General features: G+C 56.6%; 16 protein-coding genes. 10 read left to right on the top strand and 6 right to left on the bottom strand.

Features of this window, described 5'->3' with window-relative positions:
• Positions 1-254 precede the first annotated feature (254 nt).
• Complete coding sequence (locus tag Poly41_RS08535) at positions 255-1,496, top strand: transposase (protein ID WP_146525473.1); 1,242 nt, start codon at positions 255-257, stop codon at positions 1,494-1,496.
• Positions 1,497-1,873: 377 nt separating this feature from the next.
• Here Poly41_RS08535 and Poly41_RS08530 read toward each other — a convergent pair whose 3' ends face one another.
• Positions 1,874-2,326, bottom strand: a complete 453-nt coding sequence (locus Poly41_RS08530; RefSeq protein ID WP_197231163.1) for a response regulator — start codon at positions 2,324-2,326, stop codon at positions 1,874-1,876.
• Complete coding sequence (locus Poly41_RS08525) at positions 2,323-2,748, bottom strand: prepilin-type N-terminal cleavage/methylation domain-containing protein (protein ID WP_146525471.1); 426 nt, start codon at positions 2,746-2,748, stop codon at positions 2,323-2,325. Before Poly41_RS08525 ends, Poly41_RS08530 begins: the two co-directional genes overlap by 4 nt.
• A 448-nt stretch (positions 2,749-3,196) precedes the next feature.
• Here Poly41_RS08525 and Poly41_RS08520 point away from each other — a divergent pair, with 448 nt between their 5' ends.
• The 3 genes from Poly41_RS08520 (at position 3,197) to Poly41_RS08510 (ending at position 5,045) form a co-directional block, all read left to right on the top strand.
• On the top strand, positions 3,197-3,475 hold the full coding sequence (locus Poly41_RS08520) for a NifB/NifX family molybdenum-iron cluster-binding protein (protein WP_197231162.1): 279 nt from the start codon (positions 3,197-3,199) through the stop codon (positions 3,473-3,475).
• A gap of 164 nt (positions 3,476-3,639) precedes the next feature.
• Entirely contained in the window at positions 3,640-4,104 is a 465-nt protein-coding gene (locus tag Poly41_RS08515; RefSeq protein ID WP_197231161.1) for a PaaI family thioesterase, read from the top strand.
• Positions 4,101-5,045: an MBL fold metallo-hydrolase gene (locus tag Poly41_RS08510; protein WP_146525468.1), complete on the top strand. Its 945-nt coding sequence runs from the start codon at positions 4,101-4,103 to the stop codon at positions 5,043-5,045. The genes Poly41_RS08515 and Poly41_RS08510 overlap by 4 nt, the downstream gene beginning before the upstream one ends.
• Here Poly41_RS08510 and Poly41_RS08505 read toward each other — a convergent pair.
• Positions 5,007-6,038 carry a molybdopterin-binding domain-containing protein gene (locus Poly41_RS08505; protein ID WP_146525467.1) on the bottom strand — a complete coding sequence of 344 codons (1,032 nt, stop codon included), beginning with the start codon at positions 6,036-6,038 and terminating at the stop codon, positions 5,007-5,009. The genes Poly41_RS08510 and Poly41_RS08505 overlap by 39 nt on opposite strands.
• Positions 6,039-6,067: 29 nt before the next feature.
• Positions 6,068-7,990 (bottom strand): uroporphyrinogen decarboxylase, encoded by a 1,923-nt coding sequence (hemE, locus tag Poly41_RS08500; protein WP_146525466.1) that lies wholly within the window; start codon positions 7,988-7,990, stop codon positions 6,068-6,070.
• Positions 7,991-8,044: 54 nt separating this feature from the next.
• On the opposite strand from hemE, the gene Poly41_RS08495 reads away from it, so the two are divergent.
• Positions 8,045-8,506 (top strand): 3-keto-disaccharide hydrolase, encoded by a 462-nt coding sequence (locus Poly41_RS08495; protein ID WP_146525465.1) that lies wholly within the window; start codon positions 8,045-8,047, stop codon positions 8,504-8,506.
• On the opposite strand, the gene Poly41_RS08490 is transcribed toward Poly41_RS08495, so the two are convergent.
• A complete protein-coding gene (locus Poly41_RS08490) occupies positions 8,503-8,709 on the bottom strand; it encodes a hypothetical protein (RefSeq protein WP_146525464.1) in 207 nt (68 codons plus the stop codon). The genes Poly41_RS08495 and Poly41_RS08490 overlap by 4 nt on opposite strands.
• Before the next feature lie 446 nt (positions 8,710-9,155).
• On the opposite strand from Poly41_RS08490, the gene Poly41_RS08485 reads away from it, so the two are divergent.
• The 3 genes from Poly41_RS08485 to Poly41_RS08475 all read left to right on the top strand — a co-directional run bounded on the left by Poly41_RS08485 (position 9,156) and on the right by Poly41_RS08475 (position 14,292).
• Entirely contained in the window at positions 9,156-9,635 is a 480-nt protein-coding gene (locus tag Poly41_RS08485) for a hypothetical protein (protein ID WP_146525463.1), read from the top strand.
• Between the two features lie 110 nt (positions 9,636-9,745).
• Complete coding sequence (locus Poly41_RS08480) at positions 9,746-11,203, top strand: efflux RND transporter periplasmic adaptor subunit (protein ID WP_146525462.1); 1,458 nt, start codon at positions 9,746-9,748, stop codon at positions 11,201-11,203.
• Positions 11,200-14,292 (top strand): efflux RND transporter permease subunit, encoded by a 3,093-nt coding sequence (locus tag Poly41_RS08475; protein ID WP_146525461.1) that lies wholly within the window; start codon positions 11,200-11,202, stop codon positions 14,290-14,292. The genes Poly41_RS08480 and Poly41_RS08475 overlap by 4 nt, the downstream gene beginning before the upstream one ends.
• Here the strand turns inward: Poly41_RS08475 and Poly41_RS08470 are convergent.
• Positions 14,289-14,840, bottom strand: a complete 552-nt coding sequence (locus Poly41_RS08470) for a hypothetical protein (RefSeq protein WP_146525460.1) — start codon at positions 14,838-14,840, stop codon at positions 14,289-14,291. The genes Poly41_RS08475 and Poly41_RS08470 overlap by 4 nt on opposite strands.
• A gap of 203 nt (positions 14,841-15,043) precedes the next feature.
• On the opposite strand from Poly41_RS08470, the gene Poly41_RS08465 reads away from it, so the two are divergent.
• Together Poly41_RS08465 and Poly41_RS08460 are read left to right on the top strand one after the other, a co-directional pair.
• Entirely contained in the window at positions 15,044-15,961 is a 918-nt protein-coding gene (locus Poly41_RS08465) for a YybH family protein (RefSeq protein WP_197231160.1), read from the top strand.
• Positions 15,962-16,553: 592 nt separating this feature from the next.
• Positions 16,554-17,585 carry a hypothetical protein gene (locus Poly41_RS08460; RefSeq protein WP_146525458.1) on the top strand — a complete coding sequence of 344 codons (1,032 nt, stop codon included), beginning with the start codon at positions 16,554-16,556 and terminating at the stop codon, positions 17,583-17,585.
• Positions 17,586-17,686 lie beyond the last annotated feature (101 nt).

The raw sequence follows: 17,686 nt of genomic DNA, 5'->3' as shown, positions 1-17,686 counted from the left end.
ATAGATTCTGGCTCCCCTCATCCCCAGCCCTTCTCCCCCGAAAATCGGGGGAGAAGGGAGCCAGAATATCGGACGAAGTGATCGCTGCGCGTTCACTCCAACTTGCCCTGCAGGTAGGATATTCATCAGGCCTCCCGCACGGCATTGGTATCTACACAAGTTTCCTTAGTTTGTAGACTGCCCTGGATGGAATCAATCTTCCGCGGCTGGAGCCGCGTCTGCAACGTCGTTATCTGCAATTGGTGCAGGAACACATGAAATCGGCCAACCGAAATGCTGCCGGTCCAGCTCTTCTGTCGGGCGAAAACCAAGCGTTTTCGGCGACCCAGGCGACTTGGAGGTTTCTTTCCAACCCCAATGTTTCGCTGCTCGACTTGGTCGAACCGCTTCGCGAGGTCGGACGCCAAGCGGCCAGCCAGAGCCAGTCGCAGTACATGCTGCTCGCTCACGATTGGTGCAAGATCGACTACAAAAGTCACACCGCCAAAAAAGATCTCCGCCAGATCACTCACAAAGAAGACATCGGCTACGAGATGTCCACTTCGCTGCTGATCGATGGTGCAAGCGGAGCGTCGATCGCACCGATGCAAATGCATCTCAAGACGGGCAGCGCCGTTCATTCGACTTCCCCGGACCCGCCAGCGGTCGACGTTCATCGTTTGGACGAATTGACACCCACGATGGATCAATCGCGGCAATGGGGGCTCGACCGCAAGCTGGTTCACGTCATTGACCGAGAAGCCGATTCGCTCGGGCGGATGCGTCAGTGGGACGAGCAAGGACACCTGTTTTTGGTTCGCTGCGACAATCGCCGAGTGAAATGGAACAGCCAAAGCGTTTTGCTTTCAGAGATCGAAGACCATTTCGATCGTGAGATTCTCTTTGAGCCCTGCGGCGAGGCTCTCTATCACGGCAAAACCGTCACGCAGGAAGTCGCCGAGACAGAAGTCGTCTTGCATCGGCAACACAGCGAAGTGGTCGACGGGAAAAAGTGTCTCATCAGTGGCGAGCCGCTCTCGGTTCGCTTGGTCGTGACACGATTGCTTGACGAAGATAATTACGTCCTGGCCCAGTGGACACTTCTTTGCAATGTTCGCGACGCGTCAATTAGCAGCTACCAGATCGCACTTTGGTATTACTGGCGTTGGCTGATCGAAACGTATTTCAAACTTCTCAAAAGCCATGGGCAAGAGCTTGAGCAATGGCAGCAGCAAGGCGGTGAAGCGATCGCTCGTCGCATCTTGGTTGCTTCGATGGCGTGCGTCGTGGTGATGGGGCTGCAGAACGATCCAAGCGAAGAAGCCCATAAAACCAAAAAAATTCTGATCCGTCTGAGCGGGCGACAAATGAAATATGGAGTTCTGTCCACGCCACCGGCACTGCTAGCTGGCTACATGATCCTGCTCTCGATGACCGATCTGCTAGAATCGCCCGACATCGACATCGGTCAACTGAAGCAAATGGCCGCCAACGCTCTCCCGTTCAGACTTGTGTAGATACCAATGCCCGCATGGAGGGTGAAGCCCGTAAACGCTTATTGTTCAATCACTTGAAAACTGCACATCCGACGGAAGCGCGCGAAACCCAGACTCGAGGTTTTTTGGAGGTATGGCTCCGGTGTCCAATGATCTCTTAGAAAAGAGTGCCCGACGGACGGTCGTCCGCCGGGAACCGCTAGCACCCTTGGCGCACCGTCGACCGGGATATCCCTTGTCAAGTTGCAACGCTGCAGAGCTCAACTCCGTTTCTCCTGGCAACTGCACGATAACAAGTGAAAATAGCTCCTGCCAGCAATGATTGGACACCGGAGAGATGCCTCGAAAACCTCCTGCGCACGCTTCCGCCGGATGAGCCTAAAAAACTGCACGACGTCTCAACAGGAGGGGGTCACCGAAGCCAAAGAGCGACTGACGAACTCCCCAAGTTTCCGCGGGCTAAAGGGCTTGAGTACGATCGACAACAAATCAAACTTTGACGCAAGATTCCTTGTGTCCAGTTCGAGCCCTTTTGCGGTGCACAGAATGGTGGGCACATTGTCAATCGATTCGTCCGCGACCATGCGTTGCAACAGCTCGACACCGCTACAACGAGGCATTTGGTGGTCGGTGATCAGCAGGTCGACCCCTCCGCGGCGGAGGCGCTCGAGTGTCGGTTGCCCATCACCGAACCCTTCGACAGCAAAGCCAATCCTCTGCATGGTGAAACGAAGAACGTTTCGCAGAGCAGGATCATCGTCGGCGATCACAATCACTCCTCGCGACGAAGCTGGCACTCCTCGCGACGAAGCTGGATCCCGTCCAACCGTGTAGGGCGCAGGGTGGGTCACCAGTTAAACCCTCGCTGGCCGATTGCGACGTTCAGTTTCAGTGTCCCATTCGCGGGCTTGTACGCCCAACCGCTGGGCAAGTCGGGATTCGGAACCACAACCGTACTGGAGTCAGGGTCCCGGTCGTAGTAGACACTGCCATCGTCATTCGGCGAACCGAGCGCGGGAACGGGAAACGGTCCGTTCAGTAGAGCGGTGATGGCCTCTGGCAATCGGTCTGCGGGTGGGTAGTGGCCGGTATGATGGTGATACATCTCGATCGCCTTTCGTAGCACTGCGATCTGATGGTGGGTTGTCGTGGTTCTCGATGGCGGGGGAGTACGTGTGATTTGAGGTACGGTCATCACGACAACGATCCCGACGATCAAGATGACCATCGTCATCTCCGTCAGCGAAACGCCGTTGTGTCCTCGTCGGCCCATCGAATGTTGCCCCAATCGATATCATGAAAACAGTTGCCCTACCTAAACATAGGACCTTTCCTTTCGTTTGGCGGTGTGTGTAGGAAAAGAAACGACACGTTCTGGCCGATCGTAGCAGCATCTGGACGGCACAACCGAAACAACCCCATTGCAACCCCACCTGCAGTTGGGTGTTTGCAAGCTTGCAACGTTGCAACGCTGCAATGCAACACACCTGCATTTTTGCAATGGTCGTCTTGGAGACCTTCTTGCGGGGAGTTTTGGAATAAGTTCTTTGGTGCAAAGTGCTTAGGTCTGCCGCGAGGCGATGAAACCGCATTGGCACATCAATTGCTTTGTCAATTGCTTTGGTGCTGTCAGAGGGAATTCGATATTGAGGCACTGAACTTGAGGCACTGAAATCGGCGCATCGTCGATAGGAGTAGAAGTGTAGTCGATGAAGGTAGCGATGCCCATTTTTCACCAACGTGTATCACCCCGCTTCGATTGTGCAAAATCGTTTTTAGTTGTGACAGTCGAAGGTGGGCAAACGGTTGATCGATTCGTCATGGCTGCGGATGGTTGGACTTCGAAACAGCGAGTCCAGCGTTTGTTGGAGTTGCAAGTGGATCAGGTTTGGTGCGGCGGCATCGACCTGATTTCCGCACAGGCCCTGCGTTCGTCTGGATTGGACTTGCAATGCCATTTGACGGGAAACATTGAGGACCTTTTGCAGCAGCTTGAATGACGTTGCCGCGTGGGTGCTGCGTCGACGGGTGCGAGTCATTCCGTCGGCGCAGTCACTCGAATCTTTTCACACTCCCTTGGCCCGCGGGTCGTTCCCGAGCCGATCGTCGATACGCTAAAATGACGCGTGACCTTTTTCTGCAAACGAGTAAGAGGACCACCTCGATGCCTTCCACTTTTCGATATTCGGAAACTCGTCAGCGAGAGCATCCGAATTGTGTCATCTGTGGCAATCGGTTAGCAGACGGATTGGGGTTGCGGTTTGAAATGGTGGAACCGAAGGTGGTTCAGGCGACCTTCGATTGCGATCGGTACTTCGAAGGCTATCCAAACATCTTGCATGGCGGTGTTGTCTGCTCGCTACTTGATGCGGCCATGACGAACTCACTCTTTTCACAAGGCATTGCCGCGGTCACGGGCGATATGAACGTTCGGTTTCGGGAGCCGATTGAAACCGATCGTCCCGCGTTTGTACGAGGCTGGGTGGAAGCGTCACAGGATCCGCTCTTTAAGATGGCGGCAGAATTATTGCAGGATGGCGCGGTGAAAGCGTCCGCCAACGCACGGTTTGTCGATCGCAGGGTTGTTGGCCGACTTGTCAGAACTACCAAAGAAGAAGGCTTCTCATGAAGGTTGCGGCAAAAGAAGGATCTCGGGCACAGGCAAAGATCACGGTCCTTGTTGAGAATACAGCCCGTGGCCCAGGGATCTTAGCGGAACATGGATTGGCCGTGTGGATTGAGTATGGCGATCAACGCGTCTTGTTCGACACGGGCCAGGGTGTCGTGCTCGCAGCGAATGCAAAGAAACTTGGGCTGCGGCTAACGCAAGTCGATGCAGTGGTACTCAGTCATGGCCACTACGATCACACCGGCGGGTTGCCCGAAGTCATCCACCAAAACACTCGGGTAAAACTGTTTGCTCATCCTGATGCTTTTGCACCGAAATACAGCCAACACGCCGGGCGGCGGACGGTCCGGGATGTGGGCTTGACCGAATCCACTCAACTCGCCCTTCACCGGCTGAGAAACCCGCTGGTTGCGACCGAGAAACCGACCGAGATTTTCCCAGGACTCTTTGCTACGGGCGAGGTACCGCGTACCGTTGACTTTGAAGCCGATCCGGAAACCTTTTTCTTGGATGATGGTTGCACCGACCATGATCCTTTGCGAGATGATCAAGCGTTGTACTTCGATTCACCCGAAGGCACCGTCGTGTTATTGGGGTGTGCTCATGCAGGCGTCATCAATACGTTGAAGTACATCGACTCGCTAACGAACCACCGTCCGCTTCACGCGGTGTTTGGTGGAATGCACTTGATCAACGCGTCTCGCGACCGGATCAAGGCAACGGTGCGTGAACTGAAGCGGTTTGAACCGGCGATCATTGGACCTGCACATTGCACCGGAGACGCGGCAACCGGGGCGATTTGGTGTGCGATGCCCGACCAGTGCGTGGGGTACCATGTCGGATCAAAATTTGAGTTCGAATTGAGCGGTCGGAATCATGGCGGCCCAAATGATTTGCCAAGGCTAGAGCCAACGCTGCAACCACTCAATCGCGAGCGATAGGTTACGATCGGTGATGGCTTCAAGCGGCAGCGTCACCGTCGAGTCGCCGCGGATGACGACACCTGCTTGGTCGACTCCGATCGTCCGCGCCGGCATGTAGGCGGTTGCATGATCGGGGCCTGGGTCGGAGCCTCCGATCTGAACGATCGCGGTGCGAGGGTGATGATAGCGGTTACCGATGCGCACATCGATCGGCGTGGAGAACCAACGGTCGTCCGATAGATTCTCAAGCGTGGTATTGGTTTGCCAGGCGGAGACACTTCGATTGGTCGCCGCAGGATCAAGGCTCAAGACAACCGCTCGATGAGTCTGGTTGAGAAACCACAGTAGTTTGGCGAGTAACTCTGCGGTCTCGATCGCTTCATCGGATTCGAACGCCCCCTCGCCAACCAGGATCGCAAGGTACTTGGCCTCTCGGATGGATTGTGCGGTTCCCATCGGTTTGCCCGACCGAATTGATGCGAAGAGATTGGCAACCGCCGTCGCGGTCAAACGCTCGGTTAGGATTCCCTGCTTGGCTCCGGCATCAATTCGCTGAAGCAGTTTTGGATGGCTTCGTTCCACATCTCCCAGAGCCCAGACCAGATCCGCGTGCCCGCGGATGTCAGCCAACGTAGCGGTGACACTTCCTTCGCGACCGCTTGCAGTTCGCCACGCGGTCGCGGAGGGGCAATCATCGATCAGCAGCTGAATTTTCCCCGCCGACGCCATGCCTTGCAAGTGTCGAGCCGTTGCAAGGTCGGTCCCCGCCGTCACCACGTTGAGAATCGGTCTTGATGAAAACTGCTCTGCGACAAACGTCGCGACTTGATTGACCGTCGCGTCGGAGCTGTCGACTCGGGCCACCGGCGCAGTGTTGAGTGCCCGCGCAAATTCCCCTGCCGCCTTCGGGCAATCGGTGTCGACCTCCCATGCCCCTTGGGCGGCCGGCTCGAGAAACCGGTCGTCACAGTGCAACGAACAAAATGGGCAGATGATTTTGCTGGCAGGCATCCGTGGGTCAGCCCCTTCTTGATGGCAAACTAAGGGCGCTGACTCAGATCTTTGACGCTTTCGACAAGTGCGATCGCGTGCTCGACGGGCGTCTCTTTCAAGACGCCATGACCAAGGTTGAAAATATGTCCAGGCCGATTGCCAACCGATCCGAGCAGTTGATCCACGGCGCCGCGAATCAGATCGGGGTCGGCCAACAAGACCGACGGATCCAAGTTGCCTTGAACGGCACAATCGTGTCCGATCCGTTGCCACGCCGTATCGAGCGGAATTCGCCAATCGACACCCACGACCGTTCGCCGGTCGCCGCGCAGTAAAGGCAGCAGTTCTGGATTACCGGTCGCAAAGTTGATCACAGGGACCGAGGGATCGATGCCTGCGATAATCCGTTTCATCCACGGCAAAACGAAGGTCGTGTAGTCGGCTGGCGAAAGGCAGCCCGCCCAACTGTCGAACAACTGAACACATTGAGCTCCGGCGGCGATTTGGTGGTTCAAGTAGATCGTGATGGCATCCGACAGTTTATCCATCAAATCCGACCACGCTCGGTTGTCAGCATGCATCAATCGTTTGGTGTTTGAGTACTGTCGGCTTCCGCCTCCTTCGATGGCATAGCTGGCCAACGTAAAGGGCGCACCCGCAAAGCCAATCAACGGGATCGAAGCTGGAAGGTCCGCCCGCGTTTGGCGAACGGTTTCATAAACAAAACCAAGCTCATCCGGTCGCTCAAGCGATTTCACTCGATTGACATCCGCGGCAACGCGAACTGGGTTGTGGATCACCGGGCCATCCCCTTTGACAAACTCCAAGTCAAATCCCATCGGCACCAGGATCGGAAGCAAATCCGAGAAGATGATGGCCGCGTCAACGCCCAGTCGATCGACGGCGGTACACATCACTTCGCTACATAATTTCGGGTTGGCACACAGATCCAAGAACGATTGCTTCGCACGAACCTCTCGGTACTCTGCCATGTACCGACCTGCCTGTCGCATCAACCAAACCGGCGTCCGCTCGGTGGGCTCGCTTCGACACGCTTTCATGAAAAGGCTATCGTTGGATGGATGGGGATTCACGTGCTTGCTTTGATGAGGTGTTAGCGGTTTGATACGACGTTTGTTTGCGACCAGCGATTGCGATTGTGCCGCTGTTTCGACGACGAGATGCCCCATTTTGGGGTACGAGGGTTCAAGGTCGACATGCAACTCACATTCATGAGCCATTTGAGTGGTTGTTGGACCGATCGACGCGATCACGGTACCCTGCAAACCTTGCCGAAGCGGTTCGGTGAGCTTCAATTGCTCTGCCATACGAAGCAAATTCACCACTTGGTGGGCACTGGTTAGCAGCAACACGTCGCGTCGGCCTGCAGCCAAGGCCTGGACGTTGGTCTCGAGCGGTCCGGTATCCTCAGGATACTCCCATCCATAAACTCGCACCGGTTCGACCGTGGCGCCGCGAGCTTCCAGCCCAGCGACCAAGGACGCGTTGGTAACGCCATACTCTTGCAGCCCCACATTTTGGTTCGCAATCGAGACGTTGGAGTCGATCGTCTGCAATAGTTCTCGCCACGTGTTGGGTTCTCCCACGCGATAGGTGGGTGTCAAGCCAACTTCTTTCATCGCGGCAGCGGGCTTGGGGCCGCGACAGATCGTCACAATGTCGGACAACGAATCCAGGAATCGTTGTTGGTCCAGGTGCCGCTCAATCGCTTTGAGAAAATAGCGAAAACCGACGCCGGTGGTCAGAATCATCGTGCTGATTTGCCCCGTCATGACGCGGTATGCAAAATCGATCGCCTCGCGGTTCGGATCGATCGGAACTTCACGCATCGACGCACTGACGTGAGCGACCCCCCCATGGCGAGTGATCAGTCGAGCCATATCGTCTGCGCGCCGGCTTTCCAGGGCTGCGATATGAAGTCCGTTAAAATCGGCAGCAACGTTAGGCATTAAGAATCATTTTCGGGAGGGGGGCGTGGATGCGTAGGCGACAAGTCGGATCGGCTGAGTTACAAGCGGACGTGCCATTGTAGAGATTTTGCAGAAAGTTACGATAACGGCCCCAAATCGATTCCCCCCCCTTGGATTCCAAATTCCGTCGAGATCCAAATTGCCGATGACTTTGCCGAAGAGTGGTCGTCAAAGCCGCGGAGTTGGCAATGCGCAGCGATCTTTGGCCATTGGCCTGCCAACCAATCAGTGGTCAAAAAACCGGGCGAGTGGAATCGGATGACCGTCTATTGCAAAGGCCAGCAAATCGACGTCGTGCTCAATGGCGAGCACGTCACATCGATGGACATGCGAAAATGGACCAGTGCGAAAACGAACCCGGACGGGTCGGAGATCCCTCCGTGGCTTAGCCGTCCCTTCAGCACGTTGGCGACGAAAGGCCGCGTGGGTTTGCAAGGCAAGCATGCAGGAGCACCCATTTGGTTCCGGAACGTGAAAATCAAAGCCTTCGATTAGTTCTCTGCCTGCTCCGACGAGTCCTCCGTGCCTTCGTCTTCGTCATGGTGCGTCGCTTCGTACTCTTCCATCAAGATCGATGGGCAGACTTCTTGCTCGTCGCATTGAGTGCATACAAACCGCACCAAGTCGCTACCACCGAGCTTGACCCCCTCTGCGGTGCAGAGATCATACAGTTTTCTAAGATGGACACAGCTCATCATCCGCCCTCCGTTGTGATTGAAGTCGAGCCATGGAGAACTGCAGGCCAAAATGGCGGTTCTCCCTTACGTACCGTCATTCTAGCAAGGAGGTGGGCTACGGTGTTCCACCCAACGCTCCGTTCCGCATCCGAATGTCTCGGCGGTTACGAGCCCAGCGCAACTCACCTGTTTATTACGCGGTGTGATTGGGTCGTGGCTGTGGCTTCCAGCCGCAGTCGGCACTGCCTTGCTGCGGCTGGAAGCCACAGCCACTTGAAAACCGCGACGAATTGACGCACTCCCGACTGCGAGTTAGCATGCTAAGGCTGCCTTCATTGGTGTTGCCGGCTGGGCTGTCACTGCACCCAAACGGATGATGTGCAATCTCGCGGCAGTACTCGTTCGATGCTGAGACACCGCATGGGTGACGAGCCTTGACACATTCGCCTCCTGAATCAAAAAGCCACATGAACCGATACCACAGCCGGCGGATGGGTCGCTCCTTGCGATGGCTGTTGTTGGTATGGCTTGGCGTGTGTCAATTTCCCACGCCGGTGGCCCATCATCACCAAGGATTACCCTTATCGTCCTTGCAGCAGCATTTGGCGGACCAACATGTCGGTCAGCCCAGTTCCGCGGATTCGATCCATTGGCATTGGTTGATGCCATGGGACCTGCCTTCGCATGAATCCGATCATGGCGACCGTGGCCAAGATAGCCGCGTGGCGATTTCGGCGTTGGGTTCTTGGGGATTAAGGGACGGTGCGGTGGTTGCCCCCGATGCCTGTGACCGAGTTGCGTTGGACTGTGCCGCAAACCGATCCCATTTCGTCATGGACACGTCTGTGGACGATTCGGTTTGCTGGGATCCGCTTCGCCCGCGAACTTTTTCGCACTCCTTCCCAAGCGTCCCTCTCTCGACGTTGGTTTGCGTCTCTTTGTGTTAGGCGTTTGCAACACGCTTTGTCGTTTTTTGTCGCCTTCTTAACCAACACAAACGCAATCGCCTGCTGCGCCACGCTTGGCACACGGTCGGTTTCTCGCAGTGATTTCTCTCATGATGAAACGAACTCAATACGCATTCGGCCTGTGCGCGATCGTCGCTGCCGCGGCATGGTATTTCTGGTCAATTCTGCCGGTCGACGAAACGGTTTCGCAAAAAGTGCTTGGACCCGCCGAGCAACCACAAACCGATCTGCTGGAACTGACAGCCGAAAAATTAGCTTCCGCTGGGATCGAGGTCCAGCCAGTCACGCTGCACGCGATGCAACCTACCCGCACCTTGCCGGGAAGACTGGATTATGACCAAGATCGGCACGTGGCGATCAAAACAGCATGCGACGGCATCTTGACGGAAATCCTAGCTCACCCAGGTACCAGCGTGACGCGAGGGCAAGTCGTCGCGACCGTGGTCAGTCCCGAAGTCGGGCAGGCTCGCAGCCAAGTGCAATCAAGGCTTGCCGATCTGAGCTTGGCCCAAACGGAATTGGGACGAAACGAGGCCATTCGAGAAGGGGTCGAGCAGTTGGTGGAAATGATCCGCAACCAGAAGTCGCCGGAACAGATTGAATCGGAATTGCAAGATGCGTCATTAGGCGAGTATCGCCGCACGCTGGTTGCTGCCTACACACGACAACTTTTGGCGAAAGAGGTCGCCAAGAGTTCGCGGGAAGCGGCGGTCCGCGGCGCGATTGCGGGCCGAATTCAAAGCGAGCGTGAAGGCGAACAGCAAGCGGCTGAAGCAGCCTTGGCTTCGATCGCCGATTCCGCGTTGTTTGACGTGCAGCAGAAATGCAAACGCTCCGAGGCCGACTTTGCCTCGGCAAAACGGGAAGTGGACATCAGCCTTCAGCGACTCAACGCCCTGCTTGGACCCGCTGCCCCGCGCGCCACGGAGCAGACGTTCGACCAGATCCATAGCGACACGATTTCCAATGTCGATTTGGTCTCCCCGATCGATGGTACCGTGGAAGAGCGTTTGTCCGCTGCCACCGAACGCGTTCGAGCTGGCGATTCAATCTTTACCATTGCGGACACCTCCACGCTGTGGGCGATCGCCGACATACGACAGCGAGACTGGGACGCGATCCGTGTATCGCCTGGACAACAGGTTCGAGTCACGATGCCTGCGATCGAGGATGAAACGCTCGATGGAGAAATCGTCATTGTTGGACGACGTGTTGACACGGCGACCGGTGCGGCTCCTCTTGTTGCCCGAGTCCGTTCAACGGACGGTCGACTTCGGCCTGGGCTGTTTCTTCGGATGAAAGTCCCTACGGGGCCGCCGCGTCCATGCATCGCCGTGCCTGAACAAGCCGTCGTCGTGCATGAAAACCAGTCGTTTGTGTTCCTGGCCGACAACGAACATCAATTTCACCGTGTGGACGTCACGATCGGAGCCAAGGAAGACGGCATGACCGAAATCGTCCGCGGCTTGGAGGTGGGTGATTCGATTGTGGTGTCAGGCGTCTTTACACTGAAAAGCGAACTGTTGCTCGCGAGCGAAGGGGAATAGTTGTGCTTCAAAAACTAATTGAATTTTGCCTCGAAAACCGCTTTATCGTTCTCGCCTGCACCTTTCTGATGGCGGTTGCCGGGATTCGCAGCGCCATGGAGCTGCCGATCGATGCGGTTCCCGACATGACCAATGTGCAAGTCGCCGTGATCACGGACGCCGGTTCCTTGTCGCCGGTCGAAGTCGAACAGTACATCACCTATCCGGTGGAATCGACGATGGGCGGATTGCCCAACGTGGAAGAAGTTCGCAGTGTTTCGAAGTTTGGCATCTCGGTCGTAACGATCGTCTTTAACGAAGGAACGGACGTCTACTTTGCGCGGCAAGTGGTGACCGAACGGTTGCCAACGGCCGCAGCCGCGATACCGCCGGGTTACGGAACGCCTGAACTCGGGCCGCTCACCACCGCGCTCGGTGAGATCCTGCAATTTGAGGTTCGTGGTGATGACTACACACCGATGCAACTGCGTACGATGCTGGAGTGGGAGATCGCGCCGAAGCTTCGTGAAGTACGGGGTGTGACAGAGATCAACACCCATGGCGGATTCTACAAGTCCTTCGAAATTCGCCCCGATCCCGATCAGTTGGCCAGTAACAACGTCACGTTGAGCGATCTGTTTGATCGCGTCCAGGAAAATAACGGTTCCACGGGGGGCGGTTATGTGGTCCACCACGACGAGCAGCGTTTCATCCGTGGTGAAGCCTTGCTGAAGGGGATCGAAGATATTCAAAACATCGTGATTCGGCGTGATGAGCGGGCCGCACCGATCCTGTTGGCGGACATCGCCGAAGTGGTGACCGCACCCCTCACCCGCCAGGGCGCCGTCACCCGCGATGGACGTGGCGAGGCCGTCACCGGATTGGTGATGATGCTGATTGGCGAGAATTCTCGTGAGGTCGTCGGTCGGGTGAAAGAGCGAATCGACGAAATCCAAGGAACGCTCGCTCCCGGGGTTTGGCTGGAAATCACCTATGACCGGTCGGCGCTGATCGGCCGTACGCTGCACACGGTCATGAAAAATTTGATCGAAGGTGGCGTTTTGGTCGTGATCGTGCTGCTGTTGATGCTCGGTAGCGTCCGTGCCGGAGTGATTGTTGCATTGGCCATCCCGTTATCCATGTTGTTCGCAGCAAACTTAATGTATGCGACCGCGATTTCGGCCAGTTTGATGAGCCTTGGTGCGATCGACTTTGGGTTGATTGTCGATTCGTCGGTGATCATGGTCGAGAACTGCATGCATCGGTTGTCGCATAACTCAGAAGGAAAACCACGAATCGATGTCATTCGTGATGCCTGCATTGAAGTACGCAAGCCTACCTTGTTCGGTGAATTGATTATCGCGGTCGTTTACATTCCGGTGCTGCTGCTCGAAGGAACCGAAGGCAAACTGTTCCGCCCGATGGCGTTGACGGTATTGTTTGCACTGTTCGGTTCGTTGATTTTGTCGATGACGCTCATGCCCGCTTTGGCGTCCCTCGCGCTACCACGAAATTTGACCGACAAGGATGTTTTCTTTGTTCGTTGGATCAAATGGATCTACAGACCGTTGGTCCATCGTGCGATTGCCGCGCCAGCGATGATCGCGCTGTTGGCCGTGACCGTGTTTGCAATCAGCATTCCCGTTTCGATGCAACTCGGGGCCGAGTTCATGCCGCGATTGGAGGAAGGCGACCTGCTGGTCGAAGCGCAGCGTTTGCCGAGTGCGACGATCGAAGGCGCAACGGAAATGAGCACGGAGATTGAAAAAACCCTGATGGAGTTTCCGGAAGTCAAAACGGTTTTCTGCAAAACGGGACGGCCGGAAATCGCCAACGATGTGATGGGCGTGCACCAAACCGATGTTTGGGTGATTTTGGAATCGCAAGACCAATGGCGAATAGGCGTGACACGTGATGACTTGATTGCGGAAATGGATACGCAATTGAATCGCCGCGTGGCCGGGGTGGCGTTTGGATTCACCCAGCCCATCGAGATGCGGGTCGACGAGCTGGTGGCTGGCGTCAAAAGTGATGTGGCGGTATTACTGTATGGCGACGATTTGGAGGTGCTGGCGAGAAAGTCCAAAGAGATCGAAGGTGTTTTGCAATCAATCGATGGCTCGGCCGACGTGCGTGCTGACTATCAAGCCAACCTGCAAATGCTGTCGATTCGCCCACGCCGCGAAGCACTCGCACAGTACGGCATCGATGCTTCCAAAGTGCTTGGCGCGATCGAGGCGCTGGGTGGGCGACCGGTGGGTACGATCATCGACGGACGAGCTCGCTATCCGATCCTTGTTCGCATCCCGGAAAGTTGGCGAAAGGACATGTCGCTGTTAAAGCAATTGCCTGTCGATGAAGCGGGCGGTCGGATCGTCCCGTTGGGGGAATTGGCGGATCTTTCGCTCGAAGAAACCCCCCCTTCGGTGGAACATGATAATGTCCGCCGGCGAACCTTTATTGCCGCTAATGTTCGAGGTCGCGACGTGGCCAGCTTTGTCAGTGAAGCCAAACGCGTGGTGGCCAAAAAAGTGAAGCTGCCGCCAGCCTACGAGATTCGCTGGGGCGGCGACTTTGAGAACCTTCAATCGGCCAGTCGCCGTTTGATGTTGATCACGCCGTTGGTGCTGCTGTTGATCTTCTTGTTGCTGCACACGACCTTCCGGAGCGTTTCGTTGGCGATGTTGATCTTCTTAGCGGTCCCGATGGCCGCAAGTGGTGGGATCTTTGCGCTGGCCATTCGAGGCATGCCGTTCAGTATTTCTGCGGGCGTTGGCTTCATCGCGCTATTCGGCGTCGCGGTCCTCAATGGGTTGGTTTGGGTCAGCGCGGCCGAGCAAGCACGTTCCGCTGGGTTGTCCATGAAGGAGGTGACCGAGCGAACCGCTTTAAACCGGATGCGTCCAGTATTGATGACGGCGTTAGTTGCCAGTTTGGGGTTTGTTCCCATGGCGCTATCGACAAGCGACGGAGCGGAGCTTCAAAGGCCGCTTGCAACGGTTGTCATCGGTGGTCTTGTCACCAGCACGCTGCTTACGGGGCTCGTCATTCCTGCGATTTATCCCTGGTTCGCCCCGAAGCGGCAACCCGCGACGCAGGCGACGGATTAGGCCGAACGTCCCCCGGAAAGTGAACGTTGGCCGCAACAGGCCGTACTGCGTGGGGCAGGCCAACCTACCCCTGCGGTGGAATTCGCGGTAGAATCGATTCTCGCGGCAATGCCCGGCGTGTCGGTCCGCCGAGTTGTTGAGCATTTCCCGCCACTCACGCTGTGGCGGGTTTTGACTTGTCCTGTGGAACGCCCTGAGACGAATCCAATGGCGATGATCGCATAAGCCCCCACTCCGGGAACACGTTTCAGACGCTTTGCATGGGTCAGCATGCTGATGTGCCTGTCGTTCGCAGGCGGGGTGGCGGTGACGGCGACCCTCGCCGCTCTGGTGCTGCTGCCGATGGCGACGGCCGGGTTGTCGATGGGAATGGTGGTGTCCGAGATGAACCCCCAAAATCCGCCATTGTAGCTATTGGAAATGGATCCGGTCACGGTAGGCGAGTCGTCGATGTAGACGAGTAGGCTATTTCCGGAGCCACCAGGTCCACCCAGTGTGAAATCACCTCCGTATGCGGTGATCGAAGAAGTAAAGCTCCAGACGGTCATCGGGGAATTATTGCTCAGCGATGTCAGGACATCTTGGTAGTAGCCCAACGCTGGATTGATATGGCCGGACTCGGTATTGCACTTTCAAACGTAGCTCGCTGTCAATTTTTGCCAGCGTGACAACTGGAGCAGTCCGTCGTCACAATCTCTTGGCTATAATGTGGGGATCGCTACTCGCACGCCATTCAACCCGGGGAAATTCCATGAAGCACACTACTGTCAGAGCCGTTGCCTTTGTTTGGCTTGCTGTAGCAGGCCTCGTCGCGACGAGCCAAGATGTCACAGCGAAACCGGAGGACGGAGCGGATAACGCGAGGGCAGAGATTGCCGCAGCCGCTCAATCTTACCTGTCCGCCTATAATTCGCGTGATGTTGCAAAGTTGGTGTCTCATTGGTCGCCGGACGGTGTTTACATCAGCCGAACCAGTGGCGACCAAGTCGTAGGGCGTGAAGCGATGACGGAAGAGTTTACGTCCGTTTTTGCAGACGGGAACGCTCCGAAGTTGACCGCGACCACTGAGTCGATCGACTTTGTTTCGCCAAACGTCGCAGTAGAACACGGAACGGCAACGGTCACACGCAGCGAAGGCGATCTCATTGAAACAAACTACAGCATTGTGTACGTCAAACGAGACGGTGTCTGGCTGATCGATCGTGTCACCGAAGACGAGATCTTGGTACAGTCGTCCCATTACGAGCAGCTCAAGAATCTAGAGTGGCTCGTTGGGTCCTGGGTGGATGCAGGGGACGATGGCGTGACGATCGAATTGAATTGCCAGTGGACGAAAAACCAAAACTATCTCAGTCGTACGTATACGGTCGTCAATCAGCAGGAAGTCGAGTCGACCGGTCTACAGATCATCGGTTGGGATCCAAAGGAGAAGGAGGTTCGGAGTTGGCTGTTTGATTCCAACGGCGGTTTCATTCGCGGCACATGGAACCAGCGGGGCGACCGCTGGATCGTTCAATCGGTGGCAACGCTAGCGGATGGCGCGACGGGGTCCTTCACGAGCGTTTTTCGGCCGACCGAAGATGGGAACTATTCCTGGCAGAAGATCAACCAGGTGGTCGCCGGGGAGATTCTTCCTAATCTCGACGAAGTTATCGTTCGACGCAAATAGATCCACTTCCGCACAATCTGACGCTGACTGAGTTAAAAAAATGAAACGCTTTACGAAAATAAGTTTTGGCCTTGTTTGTATGCTGAGTACTGGCATGTGGGTTTGCAACGAATCCGACGCGCGAGGTCGCGGAGGAGGAGGCGTCAGTCGTGGAGGCGGAGGCATGAGCCGACCCTCAACTGGACGCTCTCCTTCCATGAGTCGGCCATCCCCTTCCATCAGTCGGCCATCCCCTTCCATGAGTCGGCCCTCGCCTTCAATCAGTCGACCTTCGACGGGACTTCCCTCGACCGGAAGACCTTCGACCGGACTTCCCTCGCGGCCCTCCACGGGGCTTCCCTCGACCGGAAGACCTTCGACCGGACTTCCCTCGCGGCCCTCCACCGGGCTGCCCTCCACCGGGCTGCCCTCCACGGGGAGACCCTCGACGGGATTACCGAATCGACCTTCGACGGGGCTTCCCTCGACCGGAAGACCTTCGACCGGACTTCCATCGCGGCCCTCCACCGGGCTGCCCTCCACGGGTAGACCCTCGACGGGATTGCCGAGTCGGCCCTCGAGCGGGTTTCCGTCGCGACCGTCTCAGGGGCAGTTGAATGACTTCCTCAATCTCGACCGACCGTCGACCCTTCCCACGACGCGTCCGGGTGGCGGGGGCGCCGCAGGCGACTTCCTGCAGAATCGCCCCTCGACTCAACCGGCCCCTGGTACACGTCCCGGAACTCGCCCAGGCACCGACCTTGGCGATCGTCCCGCAACGCTCCCCGCGACTCGTCCTGGAGCAAGTCCTGGCAATCGACCTGGAATCGGTGATCGACCTGGAATCGGTGATCGACCGACCACCCTTCCCGTCGACCGGCCTGCTGTCCGTCCACCGTTGGCTGGCAATCGGCCGATTCATCGCCCACCGGGCGCCCGTCCACCGGGCTATCGTCCTCCAGGGCAGCGACCACCGGGCTATCGTCCTCCCGGCTATCGTCCCCCACGACCTGTCCACTTACCGCACTACGGCGGAGGCTACTGGGGGCGGTATCCGCACTATCACTGGGGCTGGCACAACCACAATTGCAATTGGTGGGGATGGGCAACGGCGGGCGCCGTGACCGGTTGGTTGGTGGGAAGCTTCAATCAGCCACCAATCTACTACGACTATGGGGACACGCTGTACTACGAAGGAGACAACGTCTATTACAACAACGAGGTCGTCGCCACGACGGAGGAATATGCCGAGCAGGCACAGACGATTGCTGCGGCTGTGCCTGATGTCCAGCCGGATGACGTCGAGTGGTTGCCGCTCGGAGTCTTTGCGTTGACTCAGAAAGAAGGTTCAGTGGAAGACGCGACGCTTTTCCTTCAGTTGGCGATCAGCAAAGAAGGAATCATTGCGGGAACTTTCCAAAACACCGCCACGGACACGTCGTTTGAAGTTCAGGGAACGATCGATCGCGACAGTCAACGCGCTGCTTGGGGCCCAACGGATAAGGATTGGCCCATTATGGAAACCGGAATATACAACCTGAGTGAAAATGAGGCAGGTGCGTTGTTGCACTTTGCCGATGGAACAACTCAGCAGTGGGAAATGGATCGACTGGATGAACCGGAGGATGCGGGAGAGCAGTTGTAATTCTGTCCCTGATGAATTCTTTGCCCCTGGACCTCGACGCGGAATGCTCTTGATTCTGCGTCGAGGTTTTTTCGTTGTCCTCCGCTCGCTGCCTGGGTCGA

Origin of the sequence: Novipirellula artificiosorum (assembly GCF_007860135.1) — a bacterium.
GTDB lineage: Bacteria > Planctomycetota > Planctomycetia > Pirellulales > Pirellulaceae > Novipirellula_A > Novipirellula_A artificiosorum.
This window is presented reverse-complemented; position numbering and strand designations above follow the sequence as displayed.

Excerpts from the sequence above, each read along its gene's own strand:
- Poly41_RS08535 (WP_146525473.1), top strand. The coding sequence starts at position 255 with ATGAAATCGGCCAACCGAAATGCTGCCGGTCCAGCTCTTCTGTCGGGC.
- Poly41_RS08525 (WP_146525471.1), bottom strand. The coding sequence starts at position 2,748 with ATGGGCCGACGAGGACACAACGGCGTTTCGCTGACGGAGATGACGATG.
- Poly41_RS08520 (WP_197231162.1), top strand. The coding sequence starts at position 3,197 with ATGCCCATTTTTCACCAACGTGTATCACCCCGCTTCGATTGTGCAAAA.
- Poly41_RS08515 (WP_197231161.1), top strand. The coding sequence starts at position 3,640 with ATGCCTTCCACTTTTCGATATTCGGAAACTCGTCAGCGAGAGCATCCG.
- Poly41_RS08510 (WP_146525468.1), top strand. The coding sequence starts at position 4,101 with ATGAAGGTTGCGGCAAAAGAAGGATCTCGGGCACAGGCAAAGATCACG.
- Poly41_RS08505 (WP_146525467.1), bottom strand. The coding sequence starts at position 6,038 with ATGCCTGCCAGCAAAATCATCTGCCCATTTTGTTCGTTGCACTGTGAC.
- hemE (WP_146525466.1), bottom strand. The coding sequence starts at position 7,990 with ATGCCTAACGTTGCTGCCGATTTTAACGGACTTCATATCGCAGCCCTG.
- Poly41_RS08490 (WP_146525464.1), bottom strand. The coding sequence starts at position 8,709 with ATGATGAGCTGTGTCCATCTTAGAAAACTGTATGATCTCTGCACCGCA.
- Poly41_RS08485 (WP_146525463.1), top strand. The coding sequence starts at position 9,156 with ATGAACCGATACCACAGCCGGCGGATGGGTCGCTCCTTGCGATGGCTG.
- Poly41_RS08480 (WP_146525462.1), top strand. The coding sequence starts at position 9,746 with ATGATGAAACGAACTCAATACGCATTCGGCCTGTGCGCGATCGTCGCT.
- Poly41_RS08470 (WP_146525460.1), bottom strand. The coding sequence starts at position 14,840 with ATGACCGTCTGGAGCTTTACTTCTTCGATCACCGCATACGGAGGTGAT.
- Poly41_RS08465 (WP_197231160.1), top strand. The coding sequence starts at position 15,044 with ATGAAGCACACTACTGTCAGAGCCGTTGCCTTTGTTTGGCTTGCTGTA.